At 73.7% G+C, this 16899-nt stretch carries 11 protein-coding genes; 8 read left to right on the top strand and 3 right to left on the bottom strand.

Translation table 11 applies throughout. The features are described 5' to 3' along the window. Window positions 1–21: 21 nt before the first annotated feature. Both C593_RS28500 and C593_RS0100140 read left to right on the top strand, forming a co-directional pair. Window positions 22–204, top strand: a complete 183-nt coding sequence (locus C593_RS28500; protein ID WP_018845271.1) for a hypothetical protein — start codon at window positions 22–24, stop codon at window positions 202–204. A 397-nt stretch (window positions 205–601) separates the two neighbouring features. After that, window positions 602–3703: a helix-turn-helix transcriptional regulator gene (locus tag C593_RS0100140; RefSeq protein WP_018845270.1), complete on the top strand. Its 3102-nt coding sequence runs from the start codon at window positions 602–604 to the stop codon at window positions 3701–3703. A 501-nt stretch (window positions 3704–4204) separates the two neighbouring features. Here C593_RS0100140 and C593_RS0100135 read toward each other — a convergent pair. From C593_RS0100135 to C593_RS0100125, 3 genes are all read right to left on the bottom strand, one after another. After that, window positions 4205–4420, bottom strand: a complete 216-nt coding sequence (locus tag C593_RS0100135) for a DUF6191 domain-containing protein (protein WP_018845269.1) — start codon at window positions 4418–4420, stop codon at window positions 4205–4207. 216 nt (window positions 4421–4636) lie between these two features. Continuing rightward, window positions 4637–5803 carry a PQQ-dependent sugar dehydrogenase gene (locus C593_RS0100130; protein ID WP_018845268.1) on the bottom strand — a complete coding sequence of 389 codons (1167 nt, stop codon included), beginning with the start codon at window positions 5801–5803 and terminating at the stop codon, window positions 4637–4639. A gap of 143 nt (window positions 5804–5946) precedes the next feature. Next, window positions 5947–7014, bottom strand: coding sequence for an aldo/keto reductase (locus C593_RS0100125; protein WP_026277212.1), 1068 nt, complete (start codon window positions 7012–7014; stop codon window positions 5947–5949). Between the two features lie 115 nt (window positions 7015–7129). Between C593_RS0100125 and C593_RS0100120 the strand changes: the two genes are divergently transcribed. From C593_RS0100120 to serA, 6 genes are all read left to right on the top strand, one after another. Further along, window positions 7130–8083 (top strand): 2-hydroxyacid dehydrogenase, encoded by a 954-nt coding sequence (locus tag C593_RS0100120; protein ID WP_078521061.1) that lies wholly within the window; start codon window positions 7130–7132, stop codon window positions 8081–8083. A 386-nt stretch (window positions 8084–8469) separates the two neighbouring features. After that, on the top strand, window positions 8470–11292 hold the full coding sequence (locus C593_RS0100115) for an EAL domain-containing protein (RefSeq protein WP_018845265.1): 2823 nt from the start codon (window positions 8470–8472) through the stop codon (window positions 11290–11292). Between the two features lie 217 nt (window positions 11293–11509). After that, a complete protein-coding gene (locus tag C593_RS0100110; protein WP_018845264.1) occupies window positions 11510–13381 on the top strand; it encodes an acetolactate synthase large subunit in 1872 nt (623 codons plus the stop codon). 18 nt (window positions 13382–13399) lie between these two features. Further along, window positions 13400–13924, top strand: coding sequence for an acetolactate synthase small subunit (gene ilvN, locus C593_RS0100105; protein ID WP_018845263.1), 525 nt, complete (start codon window positions 13400–13402; stop codon window positions 13922–13924). 115 nt (window positions 13925–14039) lie between these two features. Continuing rightward, entirely contained in the window at window positions 14040–15041 is a 1002-nt protein-coding gene (gene ilvC, locus C593_RS0100100; RefSeq protein WP_018845262.1) for a ketol-acid reductoisomerase, read from the top strand. A gap of 258 nt (window positions 15042–15299) precedes the next feature. Next, the gene (gene serA / locus C593_RS0100095) at window positions 15300–16892 is read left to right on the top strand and encodes a phosphoglycerate dehydrogenase (RefSeq protein ID WP_018845261.1); all 1593 of its coding nucleotides are present in this window, start codon (window positions 15300–15302) and stop codon (window positions 16890–16892) included. Window positions 16893–16899 lie beyond the last annotated feature (7 nt).

The following is a 16899-nucleotide window of genomic DNA, read 5'->3' as shown; positions in this document are numbered from 1 at the left end:
CGCCGACCGAGGGAGCACCTCGTGCTGCACTACGAGATCCAGGAGCTGCACCGCGCCGGACTGATCCGCGAGGCCGCGGAGCAGCGCCGCGCCCGCGAAGCCGCGGCAGCCGGCGTCGCCCGCCGCGGGCGCAGACGCCGCCGCAAGGACGGGGAGGGCCGGGTGAACCCAGCGCACAACAGCCACTACACCCGCGCGGCATGACCGCCGGGCCCGCCCGGTCCCGGGGCGCCTCCGGGCCGCCGTCCGGCGGCGCGTCGGCGTCGGAGCGCCGTTCGGTGGCGCTGGGGCGGGACGCCCGTGCGGGCTCGACCGGGCCCGCCCGCATGGAGGGTGAGCCGGGGGGTTGCCCGACGGTGTGCCGGCCGCTGCGGAGTCCCCGGCCGCCGGGCCCGCCCGGTCCCAAGGCGCCTCCGGGCCGCCGTCCGGCGGCGCGTCGGCGTGGGAGCGCCGCCCGGCCGCCTTCCGGCCGGGCGGCCGTCCCAGCCGGCCCGGGCCCACGGCCGCCGGGCCCGGGCGGCCCCCGGACTCCCCCGCCCCGCGTCCGTCGCCCACGGGGGTGGAGGCGGACGCGGGGCCGGGGGTGTCGTACCCCTGTGCGATGCTCGCCGGTGTGGAGACCCGATCCGTCAGCCCCGTCTTCGTCGGCCGTGCCGGTGAACTCGCCCTGCTCACCGACGCGCTGACCCGTGCCGCGGGCCCGGGCGCCCCCGGCGCGGGCGGGGAGCCGCAGGCGCTGCTCGTCGGGGGCGAGGCCGGTGTCGGGAAGACGCGGCTCGTGGAGGAGCTGCTCACCGAGGCGTGCCGGCGGGACGCCGTCGTCGCCGTCGGCGGCTGCGTCGAGATCGGCGCGGACGGCCTCCCGTTCGCCGCCTTCTCCACCGCGCTGCGCGCCCTGCACAGCCGCCTTCCCGAGGAGTTCGCCGGAGCCGCGGCCGGGCAGGAGGACGAACTCGCCCTCCTGCTACCGGAACTCGGCCCGCGCGCCGAGTCCGGGCACCGCGACGAGTCCGTCACCGCGCGCCTCTTCGAACTCGCCGCCCGGCTGCTGGAGCGCGTCTCCGCGTGGCACACCGTCGTCCTGGTCCTGGAGGACCTGCACTGGGCCGACGCCTCCACCCGCCACCTGCTCGCCTATCTGCTGCGCACCCTGCGCCGCGGGCGGCTGCTCCTGATCGCCACCTACCGGTCCGACGACGTGCACCGGCGCCACCCGCTGCGCCCCCTGCTCGCCGAACTGGACCGCACCCGTACGGTCCAGCGCGTCGAGCTGACCCGCTTCAACCGCTCCGAGGTCGCCCGCCAGATGGCCGGCATCCTCGCCGACGACCCCGCGCCCGCCCTCGTCGACCGCGTCTTCGAACGCTCCGACGGCAACGCCTTCTTCGTGGAGGAACTCTCCGCCAGCCTCAGCGCCGACTCCTGCTCCGGGCTGCCGGACTCGCTGCGGGACATCCTCCTGGTCCGTATCGAGACGCTGACCGAGGACACCCAGCGGGTCGCGCGGATCCTCGCGGAGGGCGGCTCCACCGTCGAGCACGCCCTGCTCCAGGCCGTCGCCGGGCTGCCCGACGACGACCTCGACGAGGCGCTGCGGGCCGCCGTCGGCGCCAACATCCTGCTCGCCACCCCGGACGGCGACGGCTACCGCTTCCGCCACTCGCTCGCCCGGGAGGCCGTCAGCGACGACCTGCTGCCCGGCGAGCGCTCCCGGCTGAACCGGCGCTACGCCGAGGCCCTGGAGGCCGATCCGGGCCTGGTCCGCGAGGAGGAGCGGACCACCCGCCTCGCCACCTACTGGTACCGCGCGGGCGACGCCGCCAAGGCCCTGCCCGCCGTCCTCGCCGCCTCCGTGGCCGCCCGCCGCCGCCACGCCTACGCAGAGCAACTGCGCCTGCTGGAGCGGGCGATGGACCTCTGGGAGGCCGCCACGCCCGAGGTGCGGGACGGACTGCGCCCCGTCGACCACGTCGAGGTCTACCCGCCCTGCGGCTGCGACCCGGCCACCACCCCCCTGCGCTATCTCGACCTGATGGCCGAGGCCACCGTCGCCGGACGCCTCTGCGGCGAACGCGAACGCGCCTACAAGATCAGCAAGCGCGGGCAGCGCCTCGCCGAGGAGGACGGCGACCCGCTGCGCGCCGCCTGGTTCTCCGTCCAGCGCTCCCGCCTGGTCTCCTCCCTCGGCCGCGGCGACGGCTGGGCCGAACTCGCCACCGCCCAGGACCTGGTGCGCGGACTGCCGCCGTCCGCCGTGCACGCCGAGGTCCTCGCCGACTCCGCCTCCTGGGGCATGACGCACAACCCCGGGCCGGAGAGCCTGGCCACCGCCGAACGGGCCGTCGCCTATGCCCGGATGGTCGGCGACGAGGAGATCGAACTCCGCTCCCGGCTCACCCTCGGCAACCTCCTCGTCGACGCCGGTGACGTCGACGGCGGCCTGAAGGCGATGCACGAGGTCCGGGAACGGGTCCTGGCCCTGCGGCTGCCCGCCCACATCGGCCGCTCCCACGTGAACCTGCCCTCCGCACTGCACAAGGTGGGCCGCTACCACGAGGCCCTGGACCTCCTCGTCGAGGGCCTGGCCCACTGCGAGCGGTACGGCCTGCGGGACCACGAGGCGTGGGTCCGCAGCAACCTCGCCGAGACCCTGCACGCGCTCGGCCGGTGGGACCTCGCCCAGGAGGCGGGCGAGGAGGCCCTGCGCACGGCGACCAGCCCCGTCCCGAAGGGGTACGCCTCCGCGGTGCTGGCCCTGCTCGCCCTGGACCGGGGCGACACGGCCGGGGCCGCCGTCCACCTGGCCGGGGCCCGGGAGTTCTTCGGCCCGCACGACCCCATGCCGCAGAAGACCCTGCCGCTCGCCGTCGTCACCCTGCGCCTCGCCGCCGCCGAGGGCCGCCCGGCCGACGCGCGCGCCGAACTGGAGCGGGTCGCGGCCGAGGGCTTCCCGCCCGGCACCCAGTGCTACGCCTGGCCCCTGCTGCTGGCGGCCGCGACCCTGGAGGCCGACACCAGGGACCTGCCCGCCACCGCGCCGGAACGCGCCGCCCGCCTCGACCGCATCCGCGCCGCCGCCCGGGGCCTGCCCACCGCCGTCCCCGCCTGCCACGCCCTGGAGCGCTGGGTGCGCTCGGAACTGCGGCGGGCCGAGGACGCCGACACGGCCGAGGACTGGGCGGAGGCCGTGCGTGCCGTCGAGCCGCTGGACCGCCCGCACGATCTGGCGTGGGTGCGTCTGCGGTGGGCCGAGTCCCTGCTGCGGCCCGCCGCGCCCGGACCGGCGGACGAACGCCGTGCCTCGGCGGCGGAACTGCTGGGGCTGGCGGGGGAGACGGCCAGGGAGCTGGGCGCCCGCCCGCTCGCGCAGGACATCGCCCTGCTGGCCCGCCGCGCCCGGATCGCCCCGGCCCCGGCCGCCGGGGAGGCGCCCGAGCCGGCCGCCGCGACCGGTGAGCCGGACCGCGCGGAGGCCGCCGCGCTCGGTCTGACCCCGCGCGAGCGGGACGTCCTGCGGCTGGTCGCGGCCGGGCACAGCAACCGCCGTATCGCCGAGGAGCTGTACATCTCGCCGAAGACGGCGAGCGTCCACGTCTCGAACATCCTGGCCAAGCTGGGTGTCACGGGCCGGGTGGAGGCGGCGGCGGTGGCGCATCGGCTCCGCCTCTTCACCGACCTGCTGGACGCCCCGCCACACGCCTGATCCGGCCCCGGGCCCGGACGAGCCGGCCTCTTGCTCCGACCCGGTCCCTAGCTCGGACCCGGACTTTTGCTCCGACCCGGCTCCCTAGCTCGGACCCAGCCTTTTGCTCCGACCCGGCTCCCTACTCGGACCTGAACCGGTCGGGGCGGTCCCGTGCCTCCGGCGGATCCCCGGGCCCGCCCGCCGGGCCATGCGGCAGGCCGCACCGACGCGCCCGCCGGCCCGTCCGGGCCCGGTGCCTCGGGTCCCCGGGGCGCATCCCGCCACCCGGTCCGAGCCGCCCGCGGCGGCTCTTGCGCTGCCGGTGGGAGCCTTCTGCCTCGCGCCCGCCGGCCCGCTGTGCCCCCTGCCCCCGGCTGGGCCCGGTGAGACCACGCCCGCAGGGGGCGGAGCACGTTTCCGCCGGCAGGCGCGGCCGGCCCGTCCGGGCCGGGTGCCCCGGGGCACCCCCGACGCGCCCCGTGGGGCCTGCTGCACCGGCTCGAGGCGCCCGCGGCGGCGTCACGCCTCCGACGGGTCCTCGGGGCCGCCCGGCGCGTCTTCCGGGTCGGCCGGGGCCGGGCGGCGGACCGTGACCACGCCCGAGGTGAGGTCTATCGGCCCGCAGCCGGGCTCCGCCCCGTCGCCCACGTCCTCGCGGGTGAGCTCCAGGCGGTTGCGTTCGGCCTCGGTGTGCGCGCGGCCGGGGGAGAAGAGTTCGTGGAACAGGTCGAACACCGCTCGGCCACCTCCTCGGTGGGCCTCCCGGTCCGTCCGGGAGGGTCGTGCGCAACGTGCTCGGCCAGGAGGCGTCCGGCGGATCGCGGCCGGGGCCACGACGCCCGGCACGGCGTTCCCCGGTTTCGCCGGGAGGCGCCCCCATGCCGCGTCGACCGGACGCCGCGCCGTCCGGCCCTTGTCCGCCGGACGGACACCTCCCGGCACCCGCGGGTGCTACCGCACCTCCAGGCGGAGGATCCGGTCGTCACCCTGCCCCGGGTTTCCCCGGCCGTCGGTCTCACTCGTGATCAGCCACAACTGGTCACCGCCCGCCGGCAGGACCGTGCGCAGGCGGCCGTACTCCTCCTCCAGGAACGGCTGGGGCTCCGCGGAAGGTTCCGTTCCGGCGAGCGGGATACGCCAGAGCCGCTCACCGCGCAGGGCCGCCATCCAGATCGAGCCCTCGGCCCAGGCGATACCGCTCGGCGAGGCCTCGGAGGTCCGCCACTGGGCGACCGGGTCGGTGAACCCGGACTCCCCGGCCCGGCCCTCCGCCTCCGGCCAGCCGTAGTTCTTCCCCGGCTCGATCAGGTTCAGCTCGTCCCAGGTGTTCTGCCCGAACTCGGCCGCCCACAGCCGCTTCTCGCCGTCCCAGGCGAGACCCTGCACATTGCGGTGCCCCAGCGAGTACACCACCGAGTCGGCGTCCGGGTTGCCGTGCACGGGCTGCCCGTCCGGCGTCATCCGCAGGATCTTGCCGCCGAGGGACTCCCTGTCCTGGGACAGCCCGGGGTCACCGGCCTCGCCGGTGCCCGCGTACAGCATCCGGTCCGGACCGAAGGCGATCCGGCCGCCGTTGTGGATGACGCCCTTGGGGATGCCCCGCAGCACCGTGTCGGGCGCGCCGAGCTGCTGCCCGGCGGGCTTGCCCTCGTCGTACAGCATGCGGGCGATGCGGTTGTCCGAGGCGGTGGTGAAGTACGCGTAGACCATCCGGTCCGAGGCGAAGTCGGGGGAGAGGGCCAGGCCCAGCAGGCCGCCCTCGCCGCCGGGCGAGACGCCCGGGACCGTGCCCAGCTCGGTCTTCTTCCCGTCCTCGGCCGCGACCCGGGTGATCGTGCCCTCGTCCCGGGAGGCCACCAGCAGGTCCCCGCCGGGCAACGCGGCCGCGCCCCAGGGCGACTCCAGCCCCTCGGTCAGCGTGGACACCACCTCGACCGAGCCTTTGGCGGGCGGGGCGGAGGGGCCGTCGGACGGTCCGGACGCGGCGGGGGAGGAGCTCGCGGCGGACGGGGAGCCGGCGGTGCCGCCCGCAGGGCCTCCCGGGTCCCCCGACGAGCAGCCGGCCGTCAGAACGAGCGCGGCGGCGGCCAGGGCGGCCGCCAGAGCTGGACGGTGCACGGTGGGATCCCTTCGACGGCGGCTCGCGGTGTGCGGCGAGCGCGGGTGACGCGCCTGTCTCCTACCTGTCTTACACCCGGGCGCTCCCAGAGGTTCCCGGTCTTCGGAAAGACCGGAGAGAACCGTTCCCCGGAGGGGGCTCCTCAGTCCCAGGAGCCCAGGGCCCGCGGCAGGGCCGCGATCTCGGCGAGGTCCCGCTCCGTGAGCCGCAGTCCGGCGGCCGCCGCGTTCTGGACGGCCCACTCCGGCCGCTTCGCCCCCGGCACGGGCACCACGTGCCGGCCCCGGCCCAGCACCCATGCCAGCGCCACCGTCGCCGCGGTGGCGCCGGGGCCGTGCCGTTCGGCCACCCTGCGCAGCCCCGCGACCACGGGCTGGTTCGCGGCCATCATCTCGGCGGTGAACCGGGGGTGCCGGGCCCGGGCGTCGTCCGGCTCGAAGCCCTGCCCCGGTGTCAGCGTCCCCGTGAGGAAACCGCTGCCTAGCGGCATCGCCGCCAGGAACCCGACGCCCCGCGCCTCGCACCACGGCAGCAGCCGCACCAGCGCCTCGGGCGACCAGACCGACAGCTCCGCCTGTACCGCGCTCACCGGGAACACCTGCTGTACACGCTCCAGTTGACGGATCGTTCCCTCGTGCGGATCGCCCCCGGTCCGCCGCCCCGGCCGCGCCCCCGCGGCCCGGACGCCCGTGGCCCGGACGCCCGGCCGGGCGGCGCCACCGGAACCGCCGCCCGCGTCACCCGCCGCGCACAGCCCCAGCGCCCGGACCTTCCCCGCCGTGACCAGCTCGGCCATCGCGCCCCAGGTCTCCTCGACGGGTACCTCGGGGTCGGCCCGGTGCAGCTGGTACAGGTCGATCACATCGGTCCGCAGCCGGCGCAGCGAGGCGTCGCACGCCCTGCGCACATAGCCGGGGCGGCCGTTGGCGACCAGGTGCTGGTCGCCGAGGAGCAGGCCCACCTTCGTCGACACGAAGGCGTCCGCGCGCCGCTCCTTCAGGGCCCGGCCCAGCAGCAGCTCGTTGGTGAACGGGCCGTACGTGTCGGCGGTGTCCAGCAGGGTCGTCCCGGCGTCCAGCGCGGCGTGCACGGTGCGCAAGGAGCGCTCCCCCCGCTGCTGCGATCCGGTGTACGCCCAGCTCATCGGCATGCAGCCGAGCCCGACGGCGCCCACCCGAAGGGCCGCCGCACCGATCGTCCTGCGCTCCAACTCCCCGTAACCGCCTTCCGTGTGGGCCGTGTGGACCGGGCCGGGCCGCCCCAAGAACTTAACCAATGCCCACGGCGCCGATGCGTACGGCCCGGCTTCGCATAGCCTCCTGACCATGACTTCCGATGTGTGGCTGCCCATCGCCGCCGACGAGATCGACGGCCTTCCCTCGCCCGCGGACTCGGGCCTCACCTACCGCTTCTGGGACGGCGGAGCGGACTTCCCGGCCGACCCGGCCGACTGCGTCTTCTACGGCGTGCCGTACATGAAGGGCATGGAGATCGCGATACGCCCGCTGCACGCCATGCGGTCGGTGCGCGTGGTGCAGACCCTCTCCGCCGGCACGGACCATGTGGAACCCGGCCTCGGCTCCCTGCCCGCCGGGGTGCGGCTGTGCAACGCCAGGGGGGTGCACGAGGCGTCGACCGCCGAGCTGACCCTCGCGCTGGTCCTGGCCTCGCTGCGCGGGATTCCCGGGTTCGTGCGGGGACAGGACGCCGAGGAGTGGCGCTCGGGCTTCTACCCGGCCCTCGCGGACAAGTCGGTCCTGATCGTCGGTTACGGCTCCATCGGGTCGGCCGTCGAGGACCGGCTCGCGCCCTTCGAGTGCGCGCGGGTGGCGCGCGTCGCGCGCTCCGCGCGGGCATCGGAGCGCGGCGAAGTGCGCGCACTCGCCGATCTGCCCGCCCTGCTTCCCGAGGCGGACGTGGTGATCATCACGACGCCGCTCACGGAGCGGACGAAGGGCCTGGTGGGAGCGGATTTCCTGGGCCGGATGAAGGACGGGGCACTGCTGGTGAACGTCGCCCGCGGTCCGGTCGTGGACACGAAGGCCCTGCTCGCGGAGGTGGAGACGGGCCGGATCACCGCCGCGCTCGATGTCACCGACCCCGAGCCGCTGCCCGCCGGACACCCGCTGTGGCATGCGCCCGGAGTGCTGATCAGCCCCCATGTCGGCGGCTCCACCTCGGCGTTCATGCCCCGCGCCAAGCGTCTGCTCGCCGCTCAGGTGAGCCGGTTCGCCGCGGGGGAGGAGCCGCGCAACGTGGTGCTGACGACCGGCGGGTGATCACCCGGCGGCACCGGGACCTCACCCTGTGAAGTCACCCGAACGCGCCGCGTGGCCCCGTTGTCGCAGGTCGTCACGGAGAGTAGAGGAGCTATGTCCCTGAGTGACGATATTGGTGTATCGTCCCGACCTGGGGGCTGCACCGGACGCAGAGGGGCGGTGCGGCTACGCGCACGGGCACGCGCACTGACTGCCGATCAGACCTGAGGGGGGCGACGGGCGATGCGGATCCGACGGACCGGCGAACCGACGCGGCGGAGCCGCCGACAACCACCTCCGAGCGCCCCGGCGGGCCGGGCGCCCCGCGGCGCCCGGCCCCGCCCGTGCCCGCCGTCCGGCCGCCCCGCGCGGCACCGTGCGCCGACGGCACGGGCGGAGGCGGTCCGGTGAGCGCCCCCGGCGCGCTCACGGCCCGCGAGACCCGCCCGGCGGGGGGCGCCGCGTTGCGCCTGCAGCTCGCGCTCGCCGCTGTCTGCGCGGCGTACGGGGTAGGCGCCGGCCTCGGCTGGGGATCCCGGGAACTCGCCCTGATCATGGGTGACTTCGGGCTGAGCGCGGCCGCCATGGTCGCCGCCGTCTCCTGCCTGCTCTACGCGCGCACACCCGAGTGCCGCTTCCGCCCCGCCTGGCTGCTGTTCTCGGTCTCCTCGTTCATGGCCGCCGCGGGGAACGCGGTCTGGGGCTGGTACGAGGTGGTGCTCCAGGTCCCGGTGCCGAGCCCGTCCGTCGCCGACTTCCTCTTCCTCTGCTTCGCGCCGCCGGCCATCGTCGGACTGCTGGTGCTGGCCAAGCGCCCCTCGGGCCGGGCCGGCTGGGTCTGCCTCGGCCTCGACGCCTGGCTGATCGGCGGTTCCCTGCTGACCCTGTCCTGGAGCCTGGCGCTCGCCCACACCGCGCACGCCCGGGGCGAGAGCGTGGCCCCGGCGGCCCTGGCCCTCGCCTACCCGCTGCTCGACATCGTGCTGGTCAGCATGGTGCTGGCCCTGCACTTCCGGCGCACCCCCGGCAGCCGCTCCGCGGTCAACACCGCCATCGCGGGGCTCGCCCTGACCGTGGTGTGCGACGCCCTGTTCACCTCACCGCTGCTGCGCGACAGCTACCGCTCCGGTCAGCTCCTGGACGCCGGCTGGTTCGCCGGCTCGCTGGTCCTCGCGTACGCCCCCTGGGGCGCCCGCAGGGCCGTGGAGGCGGCCGGCGGGCCGGCGCGCGGCCCCCGGCGGACCGGCAGGGCCCCCCGGCCGCTGGCGAACTCCCTCACCGCCCTCACCCCGTATCTCGCGGCGGCGATCTGCACCCTCGGCATCCTCTACAGCGTCACCGAGGGCCGCCGGGTGGACCGGGTGGTCGTCATCACCGGCTGCACCGTCGTCCTCGCCCTCGTGGTCCGCCAGGGCATCATGCTGCTCGACAACATCGCCCTCAGTCATGAACTCGCCCAGAAGGAGAGCCACTTCCGCTCCCTGGTGCAGGGCTCCAGCGACGTCATCATGATCGCCGCCCCCAGCGGGGTGCTGCGCTACGTCTCGCCCGCCGCCACCAAGGTGTACGGCCGGGACGCGGAGGAACTCGTCGGCTCCGAACTGGCCTCCCTGATCCATCCCGAGGACCTCGGGCGGGTCGTGCACGAGGTCCGGCGCTTCCTCGCCGCCCAGCCCGCCGAGGAACCCACCACCAGGATGGAGTGCCGCTTCCGCTCCGGAACCGGCACCTGGCTGAATGTGGAGTCCACGGTCAGCCGCCACCAGGGCGGTCTGATCTTCAACAGCCGGGACGTCACCGAACGCGTCCGCCTCCAGGCCCAGTTGCAGCACAACGCCGAGCACGACCCCCTCACCGACCTGCCCAACCGCGCCCTGTTCACCGAGCGGGTGCGCCGCGCCCTCTCCGGCCGCCGGGCGGGCGACCGGGGCACCGCGGTCCTCTTCATCGACCTCGACGGATTCAAGGGCGTCAACGACCGTCTCGGCCATCAGGCGGGTGACGAACTCCTCGTCCAGGCCGCCCGAAGACTGGCCGAATCCGTACGGGCCGGGGACACCGCGGCCCGGCTCGGCGGGGACGAGTTCGCCGCCCTCATCGTCGGCGACGGCACCACCGCCCAGGCCGACCGCGAACTCCAGGTCCACGAGATCGCCGACCGGCTGCGGCTGACGCTCTCCCAGCCCTACCGGATCGACGGCGCCGAGGTGCGGGTCGCCGCCTCCATCGGCGTCGCCTTCGCGGAGCCCTCCATCGACCCCGGCGACCTGATGCGCAACGCCGACCTCGCCATGTACCGGGCGAAGGCCGCCGGCAAGGACCGCGTCGAGCTGTACGCCCCGCAGATGCAGGCGGAGGTGGTGCGCCGCACCGAGCTGGCCGCCAAGCTGCGCAGCGCCCTGCACGACGGCGAGTTCGCGCTGCTCCACCAGCCGGTGGTCAGCCTGGCCACCGGCCGTATCACCGCCGTCTCCGCCCAGGCGCGCTGGAGATCGGCGCAGGGCATCCTCTTCACCCCCGCCGAGTTCCTGCGGGTCGCCGACGACGGCAACCGCGCCGCCGAACTGGGACGCTGGCTGCTGGAGGAGGCCGTGGCGCAGGCCGCCGAACGCGGGCGGCTCGGCCACCCCACCCCCGTCTCCGTCCGGCTCTCCGCCCGACTGCTCCTCGACCGCTCCCTGCCCCTCGGCTCGATCGAGGCCCTGCTCACCCGGCACCAATTGCCCTCCGGGGCCCTGGTCATCGAGCTGGCCGACAGCGACCCCCGGATCTCCTTCGACGACCTGGAACAGCGGCTCACCGTCCTGCGCCGGCTCGGCGTGCGGATCGCCCTCGACGGCTTCGGCAGCGGCTACGCGGCGATCAACGCCCTGCGCCGGCTGCCCGTGGACGTCCTCAAGCTGGACCGGGGGCTGGTCGAGGGCGTCGTGGAGTCCGCCCGGCTGCACAAGATCACCAGCGGGCTGCTGCGGATCGCCCGCGACCTCGGCATGCACGCGGTCGCCGACGGCGTCGACGTCCCCGAGCAGGTCCTCGCCCTGCGCGCCATGGGCTGCACCCACGGCCAGGGGATGGCCTTCTCCGGCCCGCTGGACGAGTACCGGCTGCGCCGGGCCCTGGTGCGCGGCACCTACCCGGTGCCCGCCGGAATGCCGTTGCCGCTGCTCACCGCCGGAATCCCGCAGGCACGCAACGGCTCGAATAGTGAGACGCGTGTCCCACCCACTTGACAGTGACAGTGCGTCGGGGGGAGGGTCTGTGCCATGCGCACCCGAATTCTCGTACTTGGAAAGCGCGTCGGCTGAGCAGGGCCGCCACTGACAGGCCCCGCTGGAACCTCCGACGCGCTCCCCTCGCTTGCCTGACGGCACGAGGGGTTTTTTGTTGCACCGGCACAGAGCAGACCCGTACCAAACCCTCGCAAAAACCCATCGCATCGAGAAGAGAATGCCGATGACCGAGCAGGCCACCGGGGCCCATCCGCAGCCGCGGCCCCGCAGCGGCGGACAGCCCTCCGCCCCCGTCGAACACGTCACGGGCGCGCAGTCCCTCATCCGCTCCCTCGAGGAGGTGGGGGCGGAGACGGTGTTCGGCATCCCCGGCGGCGCGATCCTCCCGGCGTACGACCCGATGATGGACTCCGCGAGGGTCCGCCACGTCCTGGTCCGCCACGAGCAGGGCGCCGGCCACGCGGCCACCGGCTACGCGCAGGCCACCGGCAAGGTCGGCGTCTGCATGGCCACCTCGGGTCCCGGCGCCACCAACCTGGTCACCCCGATCGCCGACGCGCACATGGACTCCGTCCCCCTGGTCGCGATCACCGGCCAGGTGGCCTCCAAGGCGATCGGCACGGACGCCTTCCAGGAGGCGGACATCTGCGGCATCACCATGCCGATCACCAAGCACAACTTCCTCGTCACCAAGGCCGAGGACATCCCGCGCACCATCGCCGAGGCGTTCCACATCGCCGCCACCGGCCGCCCCGGCCCGGTCCTCGTCGACATCGCCAAGGACGCCCTCCAGGCGAAGACGACCTTCTCCTGGCCCCCGGGGACCGACCTGCCCGGCTACCGCCCGGTCACCAAGCCGCACGCCAAGCAGATCCGCGAGGCGGCCAAGCTGATCACCGGCGCCAAGCGGCCCGTCCTCTACGTCGGCGGCGGTGTCCTCAAGGCCGGCGCCACCGCCGAGCTGAAGGTCCTCGCCGAGCTGACCGGCGCGCCCGTCACCACCACCCTCATGGCGCTGGGCGCGTTCCCCGACAGCCACCCGCTGCACGTCGGGATGCCGGGCATGCACGGCAGCGTCACCGCCGTCACCGCGCTCCAGAAGGCCGACCTGATCGTCGCCCTCGGCGCCCGCTTCGACGACCGGGTCACCGGCAAGCTGGACAGCTTCGCGCCCTTCGCCAAGGTCGTCCACGCCGACATCGACCCGGCGGAGATCGGCAAGAACCGCACCGCGGACGTCCCGATCGTCGGCGACGCCCGCGAGGTCATCGCGGACCTGGTCCAGGCCGTCCAGGCCGAGCACAGCGACGGCAGCGTGGGCGCCTCCGCCCAGGAGAAGTACGCGGCCTGGTGGCGGGACCTGAACCGCTGGCGGGACACCTACCCGCTGGGCTACGAGCAGCCCGACGACGGCAGCCTCGCGCCCCAGCAGGTCATCAAGCGCATCGGCGAACTCGCCCCGGAGGGCACGATCTTCGCCGCGGGCGTCGGCCAGCACCAGATGTGGGCCGCCCACTTCATCGACTACGAGAAGCCCGCCACCTGGCTCAACTCCGGCGGCGCCGGGACGATGGGCTACGCGGTCCCCGCCGCGATGGGCGCCAAGGCCGGCCGCCCCGGCCGCACGGTCTGGGCGATCGACGGCGACGGCTGCTTCCAGATGACCAACCAGGAACTGGTCACCTGCGCGCTCAACAACATCCCGATCAAGGTCGCCATCATCAACAACGGTGCCCTGGGCATGGTCCGCCAGTGGCAGACCCTCTTCTACAACCAGCGCTACTCCAACACCGTCCTGCACTCCGGACCGGACGCGACCGGCCTGGAGAAGAGCGCCGGCACCCGCGTCCCGGACTTCGTGAAGCTCTCCGAGGCGATGGGCTGCCACGCGATCCGCTGCGAGTCCCCCGAGGACCTGGACAAGGTGATCGAGGAGGCCAACGCGATCAACGACCGCCCGGTCGTCGTCGACTTCATCGTCCACGAGGACGCCCAGGTCTGGCCGATGGTCGCCGCCGGCACCTCCAACGACGAGGTCATGGCCGCCCGCGGTGTCCGCCCCGACTTCGGCGACGCCGAAGAAGACTGAGAGAGAGCAGAGAAAGCCATGTCCAAGCACACGCTCTCGGTCCTGGTCGAGAACACCCCCGGCATCCTGGCCCGGATCGCGGCCCTGTTCTCCCGCCGCGGCTTCAACATCGACTCCCTCGCGGTCGGCGTCACCGAGCACCCCGACATCTCCCGCATCACCATCGTCGTCGGCGTCGAGGACCTCCCGCTGGAGCAGGTGACCAAGCAGCTCAACAAGCTGGTCAACGTCCTGAAGATCGTCGAACTGGAGCCCTCCGCCGCGATCCAGCGCGAACTGGTCCTGGTGAAGGTGCGCGCCGACAACGAGACCCGCTCCCAGATCGTCGAGATCGTCCAGCTCTTCCGCGCCAAGACCGTCGACGTCTCGCCCGACGCCGTCACCATCGAGGCCACCGGTTCGAGTGACAAGCTGGAGGCGATGCTCAAGATGCTGGAGCAGTTCGGCATCAAGGAACTCGTCCAGTCCGGCACGATCGCCATAGGGCGCGGCGCCCGGTCCATCACGGACCGCTCGCTGCGCGCCCTGGACCGCAGCGCCTGAGCCCTCCCGGCGCCCGGCCCGTCCGCGCAGGTCTCGCCAGGCGAGACCCGCCAACCCTCCCGTCCACGCCCGCCGTACGGTGGGACGCAACACCAGCATTCCAAGGAGAATCCCAGTGGCCGAGCTGTTCTACGACGACGACGCCGACCTGTCCATCATCCAGAACCGCAAGGTCGCGGTGATCGGCTACGGCAGCCAGGGCCACGCCCACGCGCTGTCGCTGCGCGACTCCGGCGTCGACGTCCGGGTCGGTCTGCACGAGGGCTCGAAGTCCAAGGCGAAGGCCGAGGAACAGGGCCTGCGGGTCGTCACCCCGGCGGAGGCCGCCGCCGAGGCCGACGTGATCATGATCCTGGTCCCGGACCCGATCCAGGCCCAGGTCTACGAAGAGCACATCGCCCCGAACCTGAAGGACGGCGACGCCCTGTTCTTCGGCCACGGCCTCAACATCCGCTACGGCTTCATCAAGCCCCCGGCCGGTGTCGACGTCGCCATGGTCGCCCCCAAGGGCCCGGGCCACCTGGTCCGCCGCCAGTACGAGGAGGGCCGCGGCGTGCCGTGCATCGCGGCCGTCGAGCAGGACGCCACGGGCAAGGCGTTCGAGCTGGCGCTGTCCTACGCCAAGGGCATCGGCGGCACCCGCGCGGGCGTCATCAAGACGACGTTCAAGGAGGAGACCGAGACCGACCTCTTCGGTGAGCAGGCCGTCCTCTGCGGTGGCACCGCGGCGCTGGTGAAGGCGGGCTTCGAGACCCTGACCGAGGCCGGCTACCAGCCGGAGATCGCCTACTTCGAGTGCCTCCACGAGCTCAAGCTGATCGTGGACCTGATGTACGAGGGCGGCCTGGAGAAGATGCGCTGGTCGGTCTCCGAGACCGCCGAGTGGGGCGACTACGTCACCGGCCCGCGCATCATCACGGACCAGACCAAGGCCGAGATGAAGAAGGTCCTCGCCGAGATCCAGGACGGCACCTTCGCCAGGAACTGGATGGACGAGTACCACGGCGGTCTGAAGAAGTACAACGAGTACAAGACCCAGGACTCCGAGCACCTGCTGGAGACCACGGGCAAGGAGCTGCGCAAGCTCATGAGCTGGGTCGACAACGACGAGGGCTGAGGCCCCGGCTCCCGGAGGGACCGCGTCCGCGCGGTCCCTCCGGGGCATCCCGGCCGCCCGCGCGGGCGCTGCGACACTTCGTCCAGCCACGGACGGGTGATCCTGCCGACGAGGCGCATGACGCGGCCCCTGTCACCACTACACTCATCCGTACATACGCGTCAGGCCCACAGTGTCGTGCGTCTTCCACGCGGCTAGCCCCCTCCACCGCTGCGGCCGTCGGGACGGCCGTCTGCACCGGACATGTGAGGACTCACCGTGAGCTCGAAACCCGTCGTACTCATCGCTGAAGAGCTGTCGCCCGCCACCGTGGACGCACTCGGTCCGGACTTCGAGATCCGGCACTGCAACGGCGCGGACCGCGCGGAACTGCTGCCCGCCATCGCCGACGTGGACGCCATCCTGATCCGTTCGGCCACCAAGGTCGACGCCGAGGCCGTGGCCGCCGCCAAGAAGCTGCGCGTGGTCGCCCGCGCCGGCGTGGGCCTGGACAACGTGGACGTCTCCGCCGCCACCAAGGCCGGCGTGATGGTGGTCAACGCCCCCACCTCCAACATCGTCACCGCCGCCGAGCTCGCCTGCGGTCTCCTGGTGGCCAGCGCGCGCAACATCCCGCAGGCCAACACGGCGCTGAAGAACGGCGAGTGGAAGCGCAGCAAGTACACGGGCGTCGAGCTGAGCGAGAAGGTCCTCGGCGTCGTCGGCCTCGGCCGTATCGGCGTGCTGGTCGCGCAGCGGATGTCCGCCTTCGGCATGAAGATCGTCGCCTACGACCCCTACGTCCAGCCGGCCCGCGCCGCGCAGATGGGCGTCAAGCTCCTCACCCTGGACGAGCTGCTGGAGGTCTCCGACTTCATCACCGTCCACCTCCCCAAGACCCCCGAGACCCTGGGCCTCATCGGCGACGAGGCGCTGCACAAGGTCAAGCCCTCGGTCCGGATCGTCAACGCGGCCCGTGGCGGCATCGTCGACGAGGAGGCGCTGTTCTCGGCGCTCAAGGAGGGCCGGGTCGCCGGCGCCGGTCTCGACGTGTACGCGAAGGAGCCCTGCACCGACTCCCCGCTCTTCCAGCTGGACCAGGTCGTCTGCACCCCGCACCTCGGCGCCTCCACGGACGAGGCCCAGGAGAAGGCCGGTATCTCGGTGGCCCGTTCGGTGCGCCTGGCGCTCGCCGGCGAGCTGGTCCCGGACGCGGTCAACGTCCAGGGCGGTGTCATCGCCGAGGACGTGCGTCCCGGTCTGCCGCTCGCGGAGAAGCTCGGCCGCATCTTCACCGCCCTCGCGGGTGAGGTGGCCGTCCGCCTCGACGTCGAGGTCTACGGCGAGATCACCCAGCACGACGTCAAGGTCCTCGAACTCTCCGCCCTCAAGGGCGTGTTCGAGGACGTGGTGGACGAGACGGTGTCCTACGTCAACGCGCCGCTGTTCGCCCAGGAGCGCGGTGTCGAGGTCCGGCTGACCACCAGCTCCGAGTCGCCCGACCACCGCAACGTCGTCACCGTGCGCGGCACCCTCGGCGGCGGCGAGGAGATCGCGGTCTCCGGCACCCTGGCCGGCCCCAAGCACCTCCAGAAGATCGTGGCCATCGGCGACCACGACATCGACCTGGCGCTCGCCGACCACATGCTGGTGCTGCGCTACGAGGACCGCCCCGGCGTGGTCGGCACCGTCGGCCGCATCCTCGGCGAGGCCGGGCTGAACATCGCCGGTATGCAGGTCTCCCGCGCCGAGGAGGGCGGCGAGGCGCTGGTCGTCCTCACCGTGGACGACACGGTCCCGCCGGCCGTGGTCACCGAGATCGCCGAGGAGATCGGCGCCGCCTCGGCCCGCTCGGTGAACCTCACGGACTGACCGCCGT

The organism is Streptomyces sp. CNT372 (assembly GCF_000377145.1).
The sequence above is the reverse complement of the archived record's forward strand: the minus strand, read 5'-3'. Positions and strand labels throughout refer to the sequence as shown.

Coding starts and splice junctions, on each gene's coding strand:
- C593_RS0100120 (WP_078521061.1), top strand. CDS start 7,130: ATGACTTCCGATGTGTGGCTGCCCATCGCCGCCGACGAGATCGACGGC.
- C593_RS0100110 (WP_018845264.1), top strand. CDS start 11,510: ATGCCGATGACCGAGCAGGCCACCGGGGCCCATCCGCAGCCGCGGCCC.
- ilvN (WP_018845263.1), top strand. CDS start 13,400: ATGTCCAAGCACACGCTCTCGGTCCTGGTCGAGAACACCCCCGGCATC.
- C593_RS0100140 (WP_018845270.1), top strand. CDS start 602: ATGCTCGCCGGTGTGGAGACCCGATCCGTCAGCCCCGTCTTCGTCGGC.